The 17,761-nt window shown below is 73.5% G+C and carries 20 protein-coding genes; 18 read left to right on the top strand and 2 right to left on the bottom strand.

The window, feature by feature from the left end; genetic code table 11:
• The 3 genes from Q0817_RS16080 to Q0817_RS16070 form a co-directional block, all read left to right on the top strand.
• The coding region (locus Q0817_RS16080; RefSeq protein WP_298590494.1) for an HpcH/HpaI aldolase/citrate lyase family protein at nucleotides 1-801 on the top strand (801 nt) is incomplete at its 5' end.
• On the top strand, nucleotides 798-1,712 hold the full coding sequence (locus tag Q0817_RS16075; protein WP_298590491.1) for a hypothetical protein: 915 nt from the start codon (nucleotides 798-800) through the stop codon (nucleotides 1,710-1,712). The genes Q0817_RS16080 and Q0817_RS16075, both read left to right, overlap by 4 nt.
• Before the next feature lie 88 nt (nucleotides 1,713-1,800).
• Nucleotides 1,801-2,754, top strand: coding sequence for a hypothetical protein (locus Q0817_RS16070; RefSeq protein WP_298590488.1), 954 nt, complete (start codon nucleotides 1,801-1,803; stop codon nucleotides 2,752-2,754).
• A 69-nt stretch (nucleotides 2,755-2,823) separates the two neighbouring features.
• On the opposite strand, the gene Q0817_RS16065 is transcribed toward Q0817_RS16070, so the two are convergent.
• The gene (locus Q0817_RS16065) at nucleotides 2,824-3,456 is read right to left on the bottom strand and encodes a hypothetical protein (protein WP_298590485.1); all 633 of its coding nucleotides are present in this window, start codon (nucleotides 3,454-3,456) and stop codon (nucleotides 2,824-2,826) included.
• Between the two features lie 162 nt (nucleotides 3,457-3,618).
• Here Q0817_RS16065 and Q0817_RS16060 point away from each other — a divergent pair, with 162 nt between their 5' ends.
• The 3 genes from Q0817_RS16060 to Q0817_RS16050 all read left to right on the top strand — a co-directional run bounded on the left by Q0817_RS16060 (nucleotide 3,619) and on the right by Q0817_RS16050 (nucleotide 5,558).
• Nucleotides 3,619-4,755, top strand: coding sequence for a Gfo/Idh/MocA family protein (locus tag Q0817_RS16060; protein WP_298590482.1), 1,137 nt, complete (start codon nucleotides 3,619-3,621; stop codon nucleotides 4,753-4,755).
• A 63-nt stretch (nucleotides 4,756-4,818) separates the two neighbouring features.
• Nucleotides 4,819-5,160, top strand: coding sequence for a nuclear transport factor 2 family protein (locus Q0817_RS16055; protein ID WP_298590479.1), 342 nt, complete (start codon nucleotides 4,819-4,821; stop codon nucleotides 5,158-5,160).
• 35 nt (nucleotides 5,161-5,195) lie between these two features.
• The gene (locus Q0817_RS16050) at nucleotides 5,196-5,558 is read left to right on the top strand and encodes a YciI family protein (RefSeq protein ID WP_017834993.1); all 363 of its coding nucleotides are present in this window, start codon (nucleotides 5,196-5,198) and stop codon (nucleotides 5,556-5,558) included.
• A gap of 22 nt (nucleotides 5,559-5,580) precedes the next feature.
• On the opposite strand, the gene Q0817_RS16045 is transcribed toward Q0817_RS16050, so the two are convergent.
• Nucleotides 5,581-6,477 carry a hypothetical protein gene (locus tag Q0817_RS16045; RefSeq protein ID WP_298590472.1) on the bottom strand — a complete coding sequence of 299 codons (897 nt, stop codon included), beginning with the start codon at nucleotides 6,475-6,477 and terminating at the stop codon, nucleotides 5,581-5,583.
• 147 nt (nucleotides 6,478-6,624) lie between these two features.
• Here Q0817_RS16045 and Q0817_RS16040 point away from each other — a divergent pair, with 147 nt between their 5' ends.
• The 12 genes from Q0817_RS16040 to Q0817_RS15985 all read left to right on the top strand — a co-directional run bounded on the left by Q0817_RS16040 (nucleotide 6,625) and on the right by Q0817_RS15985 (nucleotide 17,698).
• Complete coding sequence (locus Q0817_RS16040) at nucleotides 6,625-7,173, top strand: CueP family metal-binding protein (RefSeq protein ID WP_298590469.1); 549 nt, start codon at nucleotides 6,625-6,627, stop codon at nucleotides 7,171-7,173.
• A 25-nt stretch (nucleotides 7,174-7,198) separates the two neighbouring features.
• On the top strand, nucleotides 7,199-8,122 hold the full coding sequence (locus tag Q0817_RS16035; RefSeq protein ID WP_298590466.1) for an alpha/beta hydrolase: 924 nt from the start codon (nucleotides 7,199-7,201) through the stop codon (nucleotides 8,120-8,122).
• Between the two features lie 111 nt (nucleotides 8,123-8,233).
• Complete coding sequence (locus tag Q0817_RS16030) at nucleotides 8,234-8,953, top strand: GAF and ANTAR domain-containing protein (RefSeq protein WP_298590463.1); 720 nt, start codon at nucleotides 8,234-8,236, stop codon at nucleotides 8,951-8,953.
• A gap of 9 nt (nucleotides 8,954-8,962) precedes the next feature.
• Nucleotides 8,963-9,244, top strand: coding sequence for a hypothetical protein (locus tag Q0817_RS16025; RefSeq protein WP_298590460.1), 282 nt, complete (start codon nucleotides 8,963-8,965; stop codon nucleotides 9,242-9,244).
• Nucleotides 9,245-9,436: 192 nt separating this feature from the next.
• The gene (locus Q0817_RS16020) at nucleotides 9,437-10,156 is read left to right on the top strand and encodes a GAF and ANTAR domain-containing protein (protein ID WP_298590457.1); all 720 of its coding nucleotides are present in this window, start codon (nucleotides 9,437-9,439) and stop codon (nucleotides 10,154-10,156) included.
• An 84-nt stretch (nucleotides 10,157-10,240) separates the two neighbouring features.
• On the top strand, nucleotides 10,241-11,308 hold the full coding sequence (locus Q0817_RS16015) for an FAD-dependent oxidoreductase (protein ID WP_298590454.1): 1,068 nt from the start codon (nucleotides 10,241-10,243) through the stop codon (nucleotides 11,306-11,308).
• Nucleotides 11,309-11,343: 35 nt separating this feature from the next.
• Nucleotides 11,344-11,484, top strand: coding sequence for a hypothetical protein (locus tag Q0817_RS16010; protein ID WP_298590451.1), 141 nt, complete (start codon nucleotides 11,344-11,346; stop codon nucleotides 11,482-11,484).
• A gap of 463 nt (nucleotides 11,485-11,947) precedes the next feature.
• A complete protein-coding gene (locus Q0817_RS16005; protein WP_298590448.1) occupies nucleotides 11,948-13,243 on the top strand; it encodes an extracellular solute-binding protein in 1,296 nt (431 codons plus the stop codon).
• Nucleotides 13,244-13,246: 3 nt separating this feature from the next.
• Nucleotides 13,247-14,239, top strand: coding sequence for a carbohydrate ABC transporter permease (locus Q0817_RS16000; RefSeq protein ID WP_298590446.1), 993 nt, complete (start codon nucleotides 13,247-13,249; stop codon nucleotides 14,237-14,239).
• Nucleotides 14,236-15,162 carry a carbohydrate ABC transporter permease gene (locus tag Q0817_RS15995; protein ID WP_298590443.1) on the top strand — a complete coding sequence of 309 codons (927 nt, stop codon included), beginning with the start codon at nucleotides 14,236-14,238 and terminating at the stop codon, nucleotides 15,160-15,162. Before Q0817_RS16000 ends, Q0817_RS15995 begins: the two co-directional genes overlap by 4 nt.
• Nucleotides 15,159-16,628 carry a GH1 family beta-glucosidase gene (locus tag Q0817_RS15990; RefSeq protein WP_298590440.1) on the top strand — a complete coding sequence of 490 codons (1,470 nt, stop codon included), beginning with the start codon at nucleotides 15,159-15,161 and terminating at the stop codon, nucleotides 16,626-16,628. Before Q0817_RS15995 ends, Q0817_RS15990 begins: the two co-directional genes overlap by 4 nt.
• Complete coding sequence (locus Q0817_RS15985) at nucleotides 16,628-17,698, top strand: LacI family DNA-binding transcriptional regulator (protein WP_298590437.1); 1,071 nt, start codon at nucleotides 16,628-16,630, stop codon at nucleotides 17,696-17,698. The genes Q0817_RS15990 and Q0817_RS15985 overlap by 1 nt, the downstream gene beginning before the upstream one ends.
• The last annotated feature ends 63 nt before the right edge of the window (nucleotides 17,699-17,761 follow it).

Raw genomic sequence — 17,761 nt, 5'->3', positions numbered from 1 at the left:
AACGGCAACGGCAACGGCAACGGCAACGGCAACGGCAACGGCAACGGCAACGGCAACGGCAACGGCAACGGCAACGGCAACGGGGTGCGTGCGGGGGTGTGGGCCACGCTCGGCGACGCCCGGACCGCGCCCGCCCTCGAGCGCGCCGGCTTCGACTGGGTGGGCGTCGACGCCCAGCACGGCCACTTCGACGACGCCGCCGTCCGCGGCCTCTTCGCCCTGCGGCGCGAGCCGTCCGCCCCGGTGCTGGTCCGGGTCGCCGCGAACGATCCCACGCTCATCGGCCGGGCGCTGGACGCCGGCGCCGACGGCGTCGTCGTTCCCCTCGTCCAGGACGCGGAGCAGGCCGAGGCCGCGGTCGCCGCGGCGCACTACCCGCCGTGGGGCGCCCGGAGCTGGGGGCCGCTCCCCGGGTCACGGGACCCCGCCGCCGGCGTGGCCGCCGTGCCCCGGCCGCTGTGCGCGGTGATGGTGGAGACGGCCTCCGCGATCGCCGGGGTCCGGGCGATCGCGGCGGTCCCGGATCTGGACATGGTCTTCGTGGGGCCCTTCGACCTCGCGCTCGCCCTGGGCCGGGACGTCGACCAGCTGCTCGCGGACACCTCGGAGGACGCGCCCCTGCCCACGATCGTGCGCGCGTGCCGGGAGGCCGGCGTCCTGGCGGGGGCCTACGCCGGGTCCCCGGAGCGCGCCGCCGCGCTGCGGGCGCAGGGATTCTCCTGGATCGCCGTCACGACCGACGCGGGTGTCCTGCAGCTCGGCAGCGAGGCGGCCCGGGCGGTCCTGGCGCGCTCGCCATGAGGACCCGGCCGGGAGGACGGGACCTGCACCCCCTGCGGTGGGTGCTGTCCCGGGAGCTGGTCCGCGACTGGCTGCGCTCGTTCCGGACCAGCCGCAGCGCCCTGTACTTCCGGCTCCGGAACCGCTTCTCGACGGCGCCCGTGCGGGGGGACGCCCCCGTGGTCGTGAGCCTCACGTCCTACGGGAACCGGATCCGGGCGGTCCACCTGGCCGTGGAGTCGATGACGCACGGCACCGTGCGCCCGCGGCGGCTGATCCTGTGGCTCCGGGAGGCCGACGTCGTGGCGGACCCGCCCCCGCCGCTGGCCCGGCTGGTGCGCCGGGGCCTCGAGCTGCGGTGCACCGAGGACTGGGGGCCCCACCAGAAGTACTACCCCTACGTCCGGTCCCGGGCCCGGCACGAACTGCCCCTGGTCATCGCGGACGACGACGTGCTCTACGGCGAGACGTGGCTCGAGGAGCTGCTGGCCGTCCACGCCCGGCACCCCCACGACGTGGTCGCCCACCGCACCCACCGGATCCGCCTCGGCGGAGGGCGGATCCTGCCCTACGCCACGTGGAGCCCCGGGGCCCCGCCCGAGGCGTCCTTCCGCACCTTCGCCACGGGCACCTCCGGGGTGCTCTATCCGCCGCACCTGCTCGACGCCCTGCGCGAGCTCGGCACCGCGTTCAGCGCCTGCGCGCCGATGGCCGACGACGTGTGGCTGCACGCCGTCGCCCTGCGGCACGGGACGAGGACCCGGCCCGTCGACGACGGCCGCACCGCCTACCGGCCCATTCCCCGCACGCTCTTCCGGGGGCTCAGCACCCGCAATGTGCTGCGCGGAGGCAACGACATGCAGATCGCAGCCACGTATTCGGCCTCGGACGTGGAAGAGTTGGAGCGTGCACGGGTGGCCGAGGGCCCCTGAGCACGTGGACGGGCAGTTCCCCCGCTTCCCGCCCACCGGCCGTCCCCCCACGGCCGCTGTCCGCGCTCCCATCCCCCCAGGAGTTCCCATGCCGAACGATCACCGCCGCCCGGGCCCGCCGTACCACGCCACCGCCGACGGGCCGCCGCGGGCAGCAGGGCACTCGATCGTCTTCGACTCGCCCGCCGAGCTGGCCGCCTACATCCGCCACGACCGCCTGACCAGCGAGGGCCCCCTGCTGCTCGCCCGCCGCGCCGGCTACCACCCCGACGGGTCGTGGCCCTGCTCGGCGCTCGAGTCCGCCCAGAACGTCCTCGCCACCCGGGCGCGCACCATGATCGAGATCGAGCTGCGCACCACGGTGGACGGCCGGTGCGTGGTCCTGCACGAGGCCGTCATGGGGCACGGCAGCACCGGCGCCGGCCCGGTGAGCGAGCAGTCGGCCGACTACGTGCTCAGCCAGCACCTGGTCGACAACTACGGCGAGGTCACCCGGTTCCCCATCCGGGAGGCCGCGGAGTTCCTCACCTGGGCGGTCCTGGCCGGCGCGGTGCTGTGGCTCGACGTCAGGAACGTGTCCCCGGAGGCCGTCGTCGAGCTCGTCCGCACGCACCGGGCCGAGAGCCAGGTGGTGGTCGGCGTGAACGGACTGAGGGAACTGGCCGTCTACCGCAGGATCGCCCCCGACCTCGTCTACTTCGTGCCGACCCACCCCGACGGCCTGCCCACGGTCGACGACGTCCGGCGGGAGGTGCCCGACCTCCGCCGGGTCATCGGCTTCGCGGGGCACTACGTCCCGGACATGGAGGAGAGCCTGCGGATGCGGAGCTGGAACGTGCCCATGCGGCTCGAGCTGCACCGCTACGACGAGAACCTGCCCGCCGACGCCCTCGACGTGCACTACTACCGCCGCGCGGTCGAGGCCGGCTTCGGGATCCTCTCCACGAGCCACTACCGCGAGGTGGCCGACCTCCTCGGCCTGGCCGGGTGGGCGCCGAAGAACGCCTCCGCCAGGGACGGCAGGGGACTGTCCCGCCACTGAGCCCGGACGCGCACGAGGACGCCGGGCGCCCCGGTCAGGGGCGCCCGGCGTCCCGACAAGAGGATCCCGCTACGCGGCCCGCCCGGCGCGGATCGCGGCGTAGAGCTGCGCGGGGATCAGCCCGGTCCGGTGGGCGCGCTCGACCGCGGCGAAGCCCTCCTCGGTCTCCTCGTACGGGAAGTGGATGAGGTCCGCCGCGAGCTCCCAGTGGTCGATCATCCCGCCGGCCCAGAGCTGGCAGATCGCCCACGGGGTGTCCGCGGAGAAGGTGGGGGACTCGGGCAGGACGTACTCGCCGGCCGGCACGCGCCAGGCCTCGAGGCTGGCGAGGTCCGCGGCGAGGTCCTCGAGGGTGTCGTAGTGGCCCGCGCGGTCCGGGTCCACGGAGCCGTTCGGGTTGGCCAGCTCGACGTCGTAGCCGCCCTCGGCCGCGGCGAACACGGTGGTGGGTCCCGGCTCCCCGCCGACACCGGCGTCGAGGGGCAGCTGAGACGGCAGCCACTCCCAGCCGTCGCCGAGCTGGTCCATCTCCAGGTCCCGGTAGGCCACCCAGCCGCGGGCGACGAGCAGCTCGTGGGCGTCGTCGTCCCACGTGCCCTGCGCGGCGCCCTCGATGTCGACGGTGCGGGCGGCGGCGTGGGACTCCCGCCGCTGCTGCTTCTTCTTGGCGGCGGCCTTCTTGCGGGGCTTGCTCTTGGGCACGGATCCTCCTGACGGACGGGGACGGACGCGTGCGCGGTCCCTCGGACCTCCTATGATCGCGCATCCGGCGGGATCCGGGGACGCCGGGCCCGCTCCGCCCGGCCGGGACCCTGCGCGGCTAGTCTGGCCGGGACCGTCCGTCCCGACCGTGAAGGATGCCCCATGACCTCTCCCCGGACCGCCCCCTCGACGAACGGCCCCGTGCGTTACGCGGTGGTCGGGCTCGGCCAGATCTCCCAGCAGGCGTTCCTGCCCGCCATGGCCCGGGCCGGCAGCTCCGTGCTGGCGGCGCTGGTCACCGGCACCCCGGACAAGGCCCGGGAGCTCGCGGCCGAGTACGGCGTGCCCGCGTACTCCTACGAGGACTATCCGGCGCTGCTGGCCTCCGGGGACGTGGACGCGGTCTACGTGGCCACGCCCGTGTTCCGGCACCGCGAGTTCGCCGAGCCGGCGCTCGAGGCGGGCGTCCACGTACTGGTGGAGAAGCCGATGGAGACGTCCGTGGAAGACTGCCGGGCGATGATCGACGCCGCCGCGCGCGGCGGGGCCCGGCTGATGGTCGCGTACCGGCTGCACCACGAGCCCGGCACGCTCGAGCTGATCACCCGGGTCCGGGACGAGGGGCTGGTGGGCGACCCCCGGCTGTTCACCGCCGTCTTCACCCAGGACATCGACGAGGCCAACCACCGCGGGCACTCCGGGTACTGGGGCGGGCCCATCCCGGACATGGGAAGCTACCCCCTCAACGCGGTGCGCCACCTGTTCGCGGCCGAGCCCCTCGAGGTCCACGCGATGGGGGTGCGGACCCCGGGGCGCGGCTTCGACTTCGACGACACCGTGGCGGTGACGCTGCGCTTCCCCGGGCAGCGGGTGGCGCAGTTCACCATCAGCTACGCGGGCGAGGCCACCGAGGCGTTCACGGTGGTGGGCACCCGGGGCGTGGTCGCGGCCCAGCCGTGCTTCGGCTTCGGCCCCGAGGTGGGCATCAGCTGGACCGTGACCCGCGGCGGGCGCAGCGAGACCCGCGCCCACGACCCGGTGGAGCAGTTCGCGGGCCAGACCGAGTACTTCTCGGACTGCATCCTCACCGGCACCGATCCCGAGGCCGGCGGGGAGGAGGGGCTGATGGACATCCGGGTGCACGAGGCGGTGCTCGCCTCCCTCGAGACGGGCCGGACCGTGCGCCTGGAGCCCGCGGACCGCGCGGTGCGCCCCGTCGCGGAGCAGGCCCGGGCCCTGCCGCCCGTGGTGGAGCCCGGCGACGACGAGCTGGTGGCTCAGGTCCCGCAGAACGGCTGAGCCCCGGCGGGCGGAACGGGTCCGCTGCTTGTCCCGCACCCCGCCCGGGAGTAGCTTGCGGGCATGACCAGCAGCACGGACGTCGTCCGGCGGCTCTTCGCCGCCTACCTCGCGCAGGACGAGGCGGCGGCCCGCGGGCTCGTCGGGGACGGGTTCCGGTTCACGTCCCCGCAGGACGACCACATCGACCGGGTCGCGTACTTCGAGCGGTGCTTCCCCACGGCGCAGCGGGTCTCCCGGCAGGACCTGCTCCAGGTGGTCGAGGCGGAGCCCGGCCTGGTGCTCGTCCGGTACGAGTACGAGCTCCGAACCGGGGGGACCTTCCGGAACATGGAGGCGATCACCGTGCGCGACGGGCAGGTGGTGGACGCCCAGGTCTATTTCGGCGGGCCGCCGCGACCGTAGACTCCGAGGACCATCCGACGCCCAGGAGGCTCGCCATGAAGCACTACCTGCTCAGCATCGAACAGCCCGACGGCGGACCGGCGGCCCCGGAGATCCTCGAGCCGGTGATGCGGGACGTCGCCGCCTTCAACGAGGAGCTCAGGGCGGCCGGGGCGTGGGTCTTCGCCGGGGGCCTGGACCGGGCGGAGGCGTCCGTCGTCGTGCGCTTCCACGGCGAGGACGTGGTGACCACCGACGGCCCGTACGAGCGCGAGGACGAGCACGCCGGGGGCATCTGCATCGTGGCCGCCCCGGACTACGACGCCGCCATCGAGTGGGGCCGCAAGCTGGCGCAGGCCACCACGCTCCCCGTGGAGGTGCGCGAGTTCCAGGGCGAGCCGGAGGAGCACCTGGCGTAGGGTCCGCCCCGGTCCCGGCGGCTCACCGGCCGATCTGCTCGGCCTGCGCCTCCCAGGCGGCGTGGGCGTCCCGCGGCCGGGCCGGCCGGCGGGTCTCCCGCAGGGCCCGGAGCGCGGCGTTGCGCTCGCGCGCCAGGGAGTCCGCGGCGGCCCGGGCGGCGGCGTCCTCGCGGACCTGGGCGCGGACGGCGGTGATGGTGCCCATGATGGCCTCGACGCCCTGCGACCCGCCCGCCAGATAGGCGGCCCGGACCTCGCGGTCCGGGTGGTACAGGTACCGGTCGTCGGTCTGGCCGCGGTGGGTGTCGAACTCCGCGTCGGTGAGCTCCGAGATCATGGCGGCCACCCGGTCCAGGCGGGCCTCGACCTCCCCGTGCAGGGGCGTCCGGGCGGACGCGTCCCGGACGCACCACAGGGCCTGGCCGTGCCGCCGGAGCCGGATCGCGTCCCAGTCGGCGTGCGGGATCTCGGCCAGCCGGGCGGCGATGAAGGACGCGTCCCCGTGCCGCTGCTGCGGCGGCAGGACGCCGAGCTGCCACCGGATCCAGGCCGTGCGCATGTCCTCCGCGGCGGTCCGCCGGGCCTGCTCGGCAGTCTTCGCGACCGACTTCCCCGTGCTCTTCCGGGGGCTCCTCCCCGGGTTCCTCGCGGTGGTCCTTCCGGCCGTCCGCGCACCCGAGCCCCCACCGGTCCCTGCGGGGCTCCGCAGCATGCCGTGCAGCCCCGCCCGCGCGCGCTCCGCCAGGGAGCGGGTGAGCGCCCGCAGGAGCACGCCGAGCAGCCACAGGCCGGCCGCGGCCAGCAGGAGGAGAAGGATCGTGCCCAGGTTGACGAGGACGAACGAGACCACGGACAGGACCACCGCCCCGGCGACCAGGAGCGCGATCCCGGAGACGTCCTTGTTCTCGGTGTTCTGCATGGCGGATCCTCCCGAACCCTGACACCACTGGACATCCACTCTAGCCGCCGGGACGGGATCTGTGACCGGTCCCACAGGAAACTCCCGGCGTCCCGGGGCGGCCGCGGAGGAGCCGGTGACAGGGGCCGCCCCCGATACCCTGGACCCATGAGATCCGCCGTGCTGTCCGTGTCCGCCGCCGTCCTGCTCCTCGTCTCCGGCTGCGCCGGCGGGAGCTCCGGGCCGGACGCCCTGCTGCGGGAGCACGGGCTCGAGGGCGCGAGCACCCAGGAGGTCGTCGAGCAGCTCGACCGCACCCACGAGGACCGTGCCGCCGGACTCGCCGGCTCCGTGACCTACGACGAGGTGGTCCTCAGCGACGGCACCACCGAGACGGCCCTGCCCATGCCGGAGGACCGGTTCTACCTCGCGGTGGCCCCGTGGACCACCACGACCCACGAGTGCTTCTCCCACAGCCTCTCCGGGTGCCAGGGCGAGCTCGTGGGCGAGGACTTCGACGTGCGGATCACCGACGCCTCCGGGGCCGTGCTCGTGGACGAGACCGTGACCAGCTACGAGAACGGGTTCGTGGGCTTCTGGCTGCCCAAGGACATCACCGGCACCCTCGAGGTCGACTCGGAGCGAGGCAGTGCGGTCGAGGAGTTCGCGACCTCCCCGCAGAGCCCGACCTGTCTCACGACCGTGCGGCTGGTCTGAGCCCGCCCCGAGGAGAGGAACCCGGATGAGCATCAGCATGGCCGTGACGTCCCAGGCCGTCCGTCTGCGCACCCGCCTGCAGCCGTGGACCCCGGTGGAGCAGCTGCGCGGACGCCGGTATCCGGAGCCGGCCAGGATCCCGGCCGACCTGCGGCGCTCGCACGCCGTGGAGCGCACCGAGGTGGCCGGGCGCCCGCTGCTGCGCCTGACCCCGCGCGCCGGGGCGGACGGGTCCCACCTGATCTACCTGCACGGCGGGGCGTTCGTGAACCCGCTGCTGCCGGCGCACTGGTGGATCGTCCGCGAGCTCGTGAAGGACACCGGGACCACGGTCACGGTCCCGCTGTACCGGCTGGCCCCGGAGGGCCACGTGGACGAGGGCTACGACTTCCTCGCCGCGGCCTGGGCCGACCTCGTCGCCCGGCCCGCCACGGACCGGGTCGTGGTGGCGGGGGACTCCGCCGGCGGGTGCCTGGCGATCGGGCTGGCCATGCGCCTGCGGGACGCCGGGCAGCGGCTGCCCGACCACGTGGTGGGCTTCTCCCCGGCGGTGGACGTCTCCGCCACGCACCCGGCCGTGCGGGAGATCGACCCGCACGACCCCATGCTGAGCACCGACCAGGTGGTGCCCCTGGCCGCGGCCTGGGCGCGGGACCGCGAGCTCACGGACCCGCTGGTCAGCCCGCTCTACGGGGACGTGGCCGGGCTGCCGCCGGTGCACGTGGTGCAGGGCGGCAAGGACATCCTGGCCGCCGACGCCCTGGCCTTCGCCCGGGACCTGGCCCGGGCGGGCAACACCGGGAAGCTGCTCTACGAGCCCGGTGCCTTCCACGTCTACGTGGGCGCCTGGTGGACACCGGAGGCCCGGCGGGCCGTCCGGCACGTGCGCTCCCTGCTCCGGGGCCCCGCCCCGGCGGGCCGACCGGGGGCCGACCTGCGCAAAGCCTGAGAATTGCGCCCTGGGGAGGCGCCGGGACCGCGGCGATGAGGCATCATGGAAGCCTGTGCTTCCCGGGGGCGGTGCACCCCTCCCGGTGCGGTGGCGAGGAAAGGATCTCCCGTGGAATCCGAGGTGTCGGCCATGGAGCTGACCACTGCGATCGCCCACGTGCAGCGGATGCTGCTGGACGCCCCGGCCGCCACCGCAGCGGTGGCTCGGCTGGCCGAGGTCGCCCGCGAGCTGATCCCGATGGCCACCGGGGCCGGGGTCACCCTGGTGGACGAGCACGGGCAGCCGAGGACCACCGCGGCCACCGACCCGGCCGTGGAGGCCCTGGACCGCCTCCAGTACGAACTGGGCCAGGGGCCCTGCCTCACGGCGTGGGACACCGTGAGCATGCAGCGCGTGGACGACACCGCGGAGGACACCCGCTGGCCGGAGTGGGCCAAGGCGGCGGTCGCCACCGGGCTGGGTTCGGTGCTCAGCACTCCGCTCGTCTTCCGCGGGCAGGAGGTCGGGGCGATCAAGGTGTACGCCTCCGGCCCCCACGCGTTCACCGAGCACGAGGAGCACCTGTTGGAGCTGCTGGCCGGAGCCGCGGCCACGCTGCTCGGGGCGGCCCAGGATCCGGGCGAGATCCATCGGCTGTCGACCTCGCTGAAGTTCGCACTGGCCGACCGGCAGGTGGTCCTCATCGCGGTGGGGATCCTCATGGAGCGCCACCAGATCGACCGGGAGGCGGCGCACCGGCTCCTGCTCGCGGAGACCCGCCGGCGCGAGATGCCCGTCATCGTCCTGGCCGCGTGCGTGGCGGGCCACGCCGACGATCCGCGGCTGTAGCGGGTGCCGGTGGCGGACGAGGCGACGATCGCCAGGGTGCAGGCGTGCGGTTTGGCGACCGTCCTGGAGGCTGCCGGGGTCGAGCTGGACGGGCTGTGGCTGCAGTACTTCCGCCTCGGCGGGGACCTCGGGGTGATGGAGGTGGAGGCCTACCTGCACCACGCCCTGGTTCTCCCCGCACTGCAGCGGGACCTTCTGGCCTGTGCCTGCAACGAACTGGCCGAGGGGCATCCGCGCCGGGCGCCCTACGCCGCGGACTGCTCTCCCGCCGGCGAGGCCGGTGCGGGCTGATGGGCACGGGCGGGACACCACGGCGCGCGCCGCGAGAGGTGCGGGTCGTTCCGCCCCCGTGCCGGTTCCGGGCGGACAGGCGTAGACTGGTCCCTCAAGACTTGCGAGGGCCGTGGGAAGTAGTGGACGCCGACCGGAGGTCGCCTGCCGGGGCCGTCTCCGGACGAACTTCCGAACGCTGCGAGACCCCCTGTGAAACCTGATTCATCCGCCATCGAACTGACCGCCGCCTTCGCGCGCATCCACGGGATGCTGCTCAGCCAGGAGGCGTCCACCCACGCCGTGCACCAGCTGGCCCAGGTGGCCCGGGAGCTGATCGACTCCGCCGCCGGAGCCGGCGTGACCCTGCTCGAGGCGGAGGGGCGGAAGATGACCACTGCCGCCACGGACCGCCTGGTGGAGGCCGCCGACGACCTGCAGTACGAGGTGGGCGAGGGCCCGTGTCTGTCCGCGCTGGCCACCGGCGCCGTCCAGCGGGTCGACGACACCGCCGAGGACGTCCACTGGCCGGAGTGGTCGGCGATCGCCCGGACGATGGGGGTGCGCTCGATGCTGAGCACCCCGCTCGTGGTGCGCGGCGAGGTGCTGGGCGCGCTGAAGGTCTACGCCACCACCGCCGACGCCTTCACGGTCGAGGACGAGCACATGCTGGGGCTGCTGGCCGGCGCGGCGGCCACCCTCCTCGGCGCGGGCCAGGCCACCGACGCCCCGCAGCGGCTCAGCGACGCCCTGCAGGCGGCGCTGCGGGACCGGCAGTCCGTCGACATGGCCGTCGGGATCCTGATGGAACGCCGCGACCTGGACCAGGACCGGGCCCGGACGCTGCTGCTGGAGCAGTCCCGCAGCAGCGGGCAACCGGTGCTGGAGCTCGCCCGCCGGGTCCTGGAGCGCGGCTCCGACCCCTTCCCGTAGCCGGCACCCCGGTGGCAGCCGGAATGGTCCGGGGGCGTCAACCGTTCTGCAATTGGTGATACATCAACCAATGAGGAGCGTGGCATGAGGGTCGTGGTCATCGGGGCGGGACAGGCAGGGCTCTCCGCCGCCCATCACCTGCAGCGTCGGGGGCTGGTCCCCGAGGAGGAGTTCGTGGTCCTCGACGCCAACCCCGGACCCGGGGGAGCGTGGCGGCACCGCTGGCCCTCCCTCACCTTCGGCGGCGCGCACGGGATCCACGACCTGCCCGGGCTGCCCCTCGGGGTGCCGGACCCGGCCGAGCCCGCCTCCGCCGTCGTCGCCCGCTACTACGGCGAGTACGAACGCCGCTTCGGGCTGCCGGTCCACCGGCCGGTCGCGGTGCGCCGGGTCGAGGCGGAGTCCGACGACGGACCGCTCGACGTGGTCACGGACGCCGGCACCTGGCGGACGGACCTGGTGATCAACGGCACCGGCACCTGGGACCGCCCGTACTGGCCGTACTACCCCGGGCGGGAGTCCTTTCGGGGGCGCCAGCTGCACACCCACGACTTCCGGTCCGCGACGGTGTTCCGCGGCCGGCACGTGGTGGTCGTGGGCGGCGGCACCTCGGCCGTGCAGTTCCTGCTCCAGCTCGCCGCGGCGGGGGCCACCACCACGTGGGTCACCCGCCGCCCCCCGCGCTTCACGGACCGGGAGTTCGACCCGGACTGGGGCCGGGACGTCGAGCGCCGGGTCGACGAGCGGACCCGCGCGGGGCTGCCGCCGACCAGTGTCGTCTCGGCCACCGGCCTGCCCCTGACCCCGCAGTACCGGGCCGGGATCGATGCTGGGACCCTCGTCTCGGCCGGGCCGCTGCGGGCGGTGACGCCGGAGGGTGTCGTGCTCGGCGACGGCCGCGCGGTCCGGGCGGACGTGATCCTGTGGGCCACCGGCTTCCGGCCCGCCCTCGACCACCTGGCGCCCCTGGGGCTGCGCGAACCCGGCGGCGGCATCCGGACGGACGGGGTGCGGGTGCTCCGGGAGCCGCGGGTGCTGCTGGTCGGCTACGGTGCCTCGGCCTCGACCCTGGGCGCCACGCGCGCCGGGCGGGCGGCCGCCCGGGAGGCGGTGCGGCTGCTCTCCGCGGCTCGGGCCGGAGCCGTAGGCTGAGGGGGACACCAGCCCTCCCGACGAAGGAGCACCCAGTGAGCGATCAGCCGACCTCCGGCCCGGACCCCATCCAGGACGCGGTCTCCAACGACGATGCCGACATGACCACCGAGATGACCCCGGTCCCGCACGAGCACGGGGACGCCGAGAACGAGGAGTCCGAGCCGCAGGACTGAGCTGGTTCCGGGCCCCGCCGGACGAGGCGGGCCGCCCGGTCACGGTCGAGCACGGGTGAGCCCCGGCGCAGCGCTGCGCCGGGGCTCACCCGTGCGTGCCGGGTGCCGCCCCCGTCCCCCGGCGCCGTGACGAGAGGGCGGGGTGCCGGGCCCCTGTCGCGGGACCCTCTGCCATGGGCGCCGGGCCGGCACCAGGGATGGATCGACCACCGATATGGGAGCGATCCCACTCCCCAGGGCACCAAGATCAAGCCCTAGGGAGTTGGCCAGCATCAATATCTATCGCCATAGGTCAATTCCTGTCCTTGACAATGTGGTCCACCTCACGCACAGTGAGCACACGGGTGAGAGCGCTCCCACAGAGTGGGCGCCGCTGTCGACCGGACGCACGGGCTGCGGACAGGAGTCCGTGTGCCGTCCGGCGCCGGCAGGACCCGCCCCGTTGACGATGAAGGAGTCACCTGTGCGCACCAGAGCACGCACCACCGCCTTTTCGGCCGCAGCGGCCTGCCTCACCCTGACCCTGACCGGGTGCGGCGCCGGGTCCGCCTCCGAGGCCGCCGGCGTGGACGGCGAGACCGGTACCGAGGACGTCACCCTGACGGTCGCCACGTTCAACGAGTTCGGCTACGAGGAGCTCTTCGAGGAGTACGAGTCGGAGAACCCGAACGTCACCATCGAGCACAAGAAGGCCGCGACCTCCAACGAGGCCCGGGACAACCTCACCACCCGCCTGGCCGCGGGCTCGGGCCTGTCCGACGTCGAGGCCATCGAGGTGGACTGGCTGCCGGAGCTGATGGAGTACCCGGACCAGTTCGCGGACCTGACGGATCCTGACGTGGAGGGCCGCTGGCTGGACTGGAAGACCGAGGCGGCCACCACGGCCGAGGGCCGGCTGATCGGCTACGGCACCGACTCCGGGCCCGAGGCGGTCTGCTACCGCGCGGACCTCTTCGAGGAGGCGGGTCTGCCGAGCGAGCGCGAGGAGGTCGCCGAGCTGCTGAGCGGGGACTGGGAGAACTACTTCTCGGTGGGCCGCGACTTCGTGGCCCAGAGCGAGGACGTGGCCTGGTACGACTCCGCCGGGGCCACCTACCAGGGCATGATCAACCAGGTCCAGAACGCCTACGAGGAGGAGGACGGCACGGTCATCGCGGCCGAGAACCCCGAGGTGAAGGCCGTCTACGAGCAGGTCCTCGCGGCCTCCACCGAGGACGACCTCTCGGCGCACCTGGGGCAGTGGAGCGACGACTGGGCCGCCGGCTTCCAGTCCGACGCCTTCGCGACCATGCTGTGCCCGGGCTGGATGCTCGGCATCATCGAGGGCAACGCCGCCGGCGTCGAGGGCTGGGACATCGCCAACGTCTTCCCCGGGGGCGGCGGCAACTGGGGCGGGTCCTACCTGACCGTGCCCACCCAGGGGGAGCACCAGGCCGAGGCCAAGAAGTTGGCCGACTGGCTGACCGCCCCGGAGCAGCAGATCAAGGCCTTCACCGCGAAGGGCAACTTCCCGAGCCAGGTCGAGGCGCTGGAGAGCGAGGAGCTGCTGAGCCAGACCAACCCGTTCTTCCGCGACGCGCCCTCGGGCGAGATCTTCGCCGAACGCGCCCAGGCCGTGGAGATCACCCCGTTCAAGGGGCCGAAGTACTTCCCCATCAACGACGCCATGCAGCAGGCCCTGACCCGCGTGGACGTGGACCGCACCGACGACGCCGCCTCCTCGTGGGAGAAGTTCGTCACCGCGGTGAACGCGCTCTGATCCATGGCTGTCACCGACCGGGTCCGACCCGCGACTCCCTCCCGGCAGCGCCGGCCGCAACGGCCGCCCGAGGCCGTCAGGCGGCTGGCGTTCTCCCAGAGACTGTCCAAGTGGGACGTGAAGCTCTCGCCCTACCTGTACATCTCTCCGTTCTTCGTCCTGTTCGCCCTCACCGGGCTGTTCCCGCTGCTCTACACCGCGTGGGTGTCCCTGCACGACTGGGACTTCATCGGCGGGCAGGGCACGTTCACCGGGCTGGAGAACTACCAGTTCGTCCTCGCGCAGCCGTTCTTCTGGAACGCCCTGGGGAACACGTTCAGCATCTTCGTGCTCTCCTCGGTGCCCCAGGTGGTCCTCGCCCTCACCATCGCCGCGGCCCTGGACGCGAACCTGCGCGCCAGGACCTTCTGGCGGATGGGCGTGCTCGTGCCCTTCGTCGTGGCGCCCGTGGCGGTGGGCCTGATCTTCAACAACCTCTACGCGGACCAGTTCGGCCTGGTCAACGAGCTGCTGAAGAGCGTGGGGCTGGACCCGGTCCGGTGGCACTCCGACACCCTGGCCAGCCACTTCGCCATCGCCACCATGGTGAACTTCCGCTGGACCGGCTACAACGCGCTGATCTTCCTCGCGGCCATGCAGGCGATCCCGCGCGACCTCTACGAGGCGGCGACCATCGACGGCGCCGGGCGGCTGCGCCAGTTCCTGTCCATCACGGTGCCCATGCTCCGGCCCACCATCATCTTCGTGGTCATCACCGCCACCATCGGGGGCCTGCAGATCTTCGACGAGGCCCGGGTCTTCGACCAGTACGGCCTCGGCGGGGCGGACCGGCAGTGGCAGACCCTGACCATGTACATCTGGGAGCTGGGCTGGGGACAGCGCAACTTCGGGAGGGCCTCGGCCGTCGCGTGGCTGCTGTTCCTGCTGATCGTCCTCATCTCCCTGGCCAACTTCCTCATCACCCGGCGGATCGCCCACCAGGGAGGCCGAAAATGAGCACCTCGTCCCGCATCCCACCCCTCGAGCGCATCGCGGGCGGGGACGCCGCGCGCGGGGCCGCCCGCGGCCTCCGCAGGCGCGGCACGCGCACCGGCCCGGGAGCCGGGCCGCGCCGGCCGGGGTTCCTGACCTACGGATTCCTGGGAGCCGTGGTCCTGGGCGCCCTCTTCCCGCTGTACTGGTCGCTGCTCATCGGCAGCCACGACAGCACCGTGCTGAGCCGGGGCGTGCCGCTTCTGCCCGGCGGGAACTTCCTGGCCAACGCCGCGAAGGTCATGGACAGCATCCCGTTCTGGAAGGCCATGGGCAACAGCATCCTGGTCTCCACGGTGACGGCGGCGTCGGTCGTGCTGTTCTCGACGCTCGCCGGGTTCGCCTTCGCCAAGCTCCGCTTCCGGGGCAGCAAGGGCCTGCTGGTGTTCGTGATCGCGACCATGGCCGTGCCCACCCAGCTCGGCGTGGTCCCCCTGTTCATCGTCATGTCGGAGTTCGGGTGGACCGGCTCCCTCTGGGCCGTGATCGTGCCCGGCGTCGTCACGGCCTTCGGGGTGTTCTGGATGACCCAGTACCTGCGGGACGCGCTGCCGGACGAGCTCATCGAGGCCGTCCGGATGGACGGCGCGTCGATGATCCAGGCGTTCTGGTACGTCGCCCTGCCGGCGGCGCGGCCGGCGGCCGCGATGCTGGCCCTGTTCACCTTCGTGGCCACCTGGACCAACTTCTTCTGGCCCTTCATCGTGCTGGACCCCTCCAACCCCACCCTCCCGGTGGCGCTGCAGCTGCTCCAGTCCGCGCACTTCGTGGACTACTCGGTCGTCCTGACCGGAGCAGTGCTGTCCACCGGCCCGCTGCTGCTGCTCTTCGTGGTCGCAGGCCGCCAACTCGTTTCCGGAATCATGCAAGGAGCAGTCAAAGGATGAGCACCACACCGCTTTCGTTCCCCGAGCACTTCGTCTGGGGCGCCGCCACCGCCGCCTACCAGATCGAGGGCGCCGCCCACGAGGGGGGACGGCAGGACTCCATCTGGGACGTCTTCGCCCGGGTCCCCGGCGCCGTGGCCGACGCCCACAACGGGGACGTCGCCTGCGACCACTACCACCGATCCGCCGCGGACGTGGCGCTGATGCAGGAGCTGAACCTGCAGGCCTACCGGTTCTCCACGTCGTGGGCCCGGTGCGTGCCCGACGGCGTCACGCCCAACCCCGAGGGCATCGCCTTCTACTCCCGCCTGGTCGACCAGCTCCTCGAGGCCGGGATCCAGCCGTGGCTGACCCTCTACCACTGGGACCTCCCGCAGGCCCTCGAGGACCGCGGCGGCTGGGCGAACCGGGAGACCGCCCACCGGTTCGCCGAGTACGCGGCCGTGATGCACGAGGCCCTCGGGGACCGCGTGCGGATCTGGACCACCCTCAACGAGCCGTGGTGCTCGGCCTTCCTGGGCTACGCGGCCGGCGTCCACGCCCCGGGCCGGCAGGAGCCCCGGGCGGCGCTCGCCGCGGCGCACCACCTGCTGCTCGGCCACGGCCTGGCCGTCCAGGAGCTGCGGCGCCGCGACCCGGAGGCCACCCTCGGGATCACCCTGAACCTCACGGTGCCCGATCCGGCGGACCCGGCCAGTGCCGCGGACCGTGACGCGGCCCGCCGCATCGACGGGCAGTTCAACCGCATCTTCCTGGATCCCGTCTTCCGGGGGGAGTACCCGGCCGACGTCCTGGAGGACGTGCGCCACCTCGGCCTGACCGAGCACGTCCGGGAGGGCGACCTCGCCGTCATCGCCCAGCCGCTGGACGTGCTGGGCATCAACTACTACCACGGGGAGGCCGTGACCACGGCCCCGCAGGACGCTCCCGCCGCGCAGGAGGACCACGCCCCGCCGAGCCGTCCCGTCTCCTCCCCGTACGTCGCCGCCGACGGTGTGCGCTCGGTGCCGCGGGGCCTGCCCGTCACCGGGATGGACTGGGAGGTGCAGCCGGAGGGACTGCGCCGGCTGCTGAACCGGGTGCAGGACGAGTACACCGGCCCCGCCGGCATCCCCGTGTTCATCACCGAGAACGGCGCGGCCTACGACGACGTCCCCGACGACTCGGGGTACGTGGAGGACCAGGACCGGCTGCTGTTCTTCGACGCCCACCTGCGTGCGGTCAGGGACGCCATCGAGGACGGCGTGGACGTGCGCGGATACCTCGCCTGGTCCCTCATGGACAACTTCGAGTGGGCATGGGGCTACCACCAGCGCTTCGGTCTCGTCCGGGTCGACTACGGGACCCAGCAGCGCGTGCCCAAGGCCAGCGCCCGCTGGTACGCCTCCGTGGCCGAGGCCAACGCCGTCCCGGCGGAGCCGTCGCGAGGAGCCGGAACCCTCGCGGGTGTCGTATCGTCGGGATGATGAACACTGAGCGGACGCGGCCGGACCCCCCGGTCGCCGGGCGGTCCAGTCCCACGCTGGAGGACATCGCCACGGCGGCGGGGGTGTCCCGGTCCACCGCCTCCCGCGCCATCAACGGCGGTGACCGGGTGAGCCCGCAGGCGCAGGCGGCCGTGGACGCCGCCGTCGTCGAGCTCGGCTACACGCCCAACCGTGCGGCCCGGAGCCTCGTCACCCGGCGCACGTCCTCGATCGCCCTGGTCATCCCGGAGCCGGACATCCGGATCATGGCGGACCCGTTCTTCGCCGTGATCCTCACGGGCATCACCGACGCCCTCCGCGAGACCGACGTGCAGCTGGTCCTGCTCATGTCCCGCAACGGGGACGACTCGGGGCGGGCGCTGCGGTACCTCCGCGGCGGCCACGTGGACGGCGCCATCGTGGTCTCCCACCACCAGGCCGACCCCTGGTCGACGTCCCTGCCGGGAACCGGGCTCCCCACGGTGTTCGTCGGCCGCCCCTGGGACGCCCAGCCCGGGGTCACCTACGTGGACACCGACAACTACCAGGGCGGCCGTCTGGCCGCACAGCACCTCGCGGCCGGTGGTCGCACCCGGGTCGGGACGGTCGCCGGTCCCGCGGACATGACGGCGGCCGCGGACCGGCTCGCCGGGTGGCGGGAAGGACTGCGCGAGGCCGGCCTGCCCGAGGGGCCGGTGGCGCACGGGGACTTCACCACGGCCGGCGGAAGGGCGGCCGCCCTGCGGCTCCTCGAGGAGACCCCGGGGCTCGACGGCGTCTTCGCCGCCTCGGACCTCATGGCCCTCGGGGTCATCGAGGCCGTGCGCGAGCTGGGCCGGTCGGTTCCCGAGGACGTCGCGGTGGTCGGCTACGACGACCACGCCCTGGCGGCGACCGCCGTGCCTCCGCTGACGACCGTCACCCAGCCCATGTCGGCCATGGCCACCAAGGCCTGCGAGATGCTCCTCGAGGAGATCGACTCCCCGGGGGTCCACCCGGCGCCGTTCATCTACCCGGCGCAGCTGGTCGTGCGGGAGAGCAGCGGTGGAGGGCAGGACTCCTCGTCCTGAGCCGCCGGGACGCCCTCGGCCGTGGCGACGCCCTCCCCGCCCGGACCGTGCGCGGGGAGGCGC

The organism is uncultured Kocuria sp. (genome assembly GCF_947500125.1).
Taxonomy (GTDB): domain Bacteria; phylum Actinomycetota; class Actinomycetes; order Actinomycetales; family Micrococcaceae; genus Kocuria.
The sequence above is the reverse complement of the archived record's forward strand: the minus strand, read 5'-3'. Positions and strand labels throughout refer to the sequence as shown.

Bases quoted from the DNA above. Each gene is read 5' to 3' on its own strand.
- Q0817_RS16045 (WP_298590472.1), bottom strand. From the start codon at position 6,477: ATGCAGAACACCGAGAACAAGGACGTCTCCGGGATCGCGCTCCTGGTC.
- Q0817_RS16070 (WP_298590488.1), top strand. From the start codon at position 1,801: ATGCCGAACGATCACCGCCGCCCGGGCCCGCCGTACCACGCCACCGCC.
- Q0817_RS15990 (WP_298590440.1), top strand. From the start codon at position 15,159: ATGAGCACCACACCGCTTTCGTTCCCCGAGCACTTCGTCTGGGGCGCC.
- Q0817_RS16035 (WP_298590466.1), top strand. From the start codon at position 7,199: ATGAGCATCAGCATGGCCGTGACGTCCCAGGCCGTCCGTCTGCGCACC.
- Q0817_RS16000 (WP_298590446.1), top strand. From the start codon at position 13,247: ATGGCTGTCACCGACCGGGTCCGACCCGCGACTCCCTCCCGGCAGCGC.
- Q0817_RS15995 (WP_298590443.1), top strand. From the start codon at position 14,236: ATGAGCACCTCGTCCCGCATCCCACCCCTCGAGCGCATCGCGGGCGGG.
- Q0817_RS16050 (WP_017834993.1), top strand. From the start codon at position 5,196: ATGAAGCACTACCTGCTCAGCATCGAACAGCCCGACGGCGGACCGGCG.
- Q0817_RS16040 (WP_298590469.1), top strand. From the start codon at position 6,625: ATGAGATCCGCCGTGCTGTCCGTGTCCGCCGCCGTCCTGCTCCTCGTC.
- Q0817_RS16060 (WP_298590482.1), top strand. From the start codon at position 3,619: ATGACCTCTCCCCGGACCGCCCCCTCGACGAACGGCCCCGTGCGTTAC.
- Q0817_RS16015 (WP_298590454.1), top strand. From the start codon at position 10,241: ATGAGGGTCGTGGTCATCGGGGCGGGACAGGCAGGGCTCTCCGCCGCC.
- Q0817_RS16055 (WP_298590479.1), top strand. From the start codon at position 4,819: ATGACCAGCAGCACGGACGTCGTCCGGCGGCTCTTCGCCGCCTACCTC.
- Q0817_RS16075 (WP_298590491.1), top strand. From the start codon at position 798: ATGAGGACCCGGCCGGGAGGACGGGACCTGCACCCCCTGCGGTGGGTG.
- Q0817_RS15985 (WP_298590437.1), top strand. From the start codon at position 16,628: ATGAACACTGAGCGGACGCGGCCGGACCCCCCGGTCGCCGGGCGGTCC.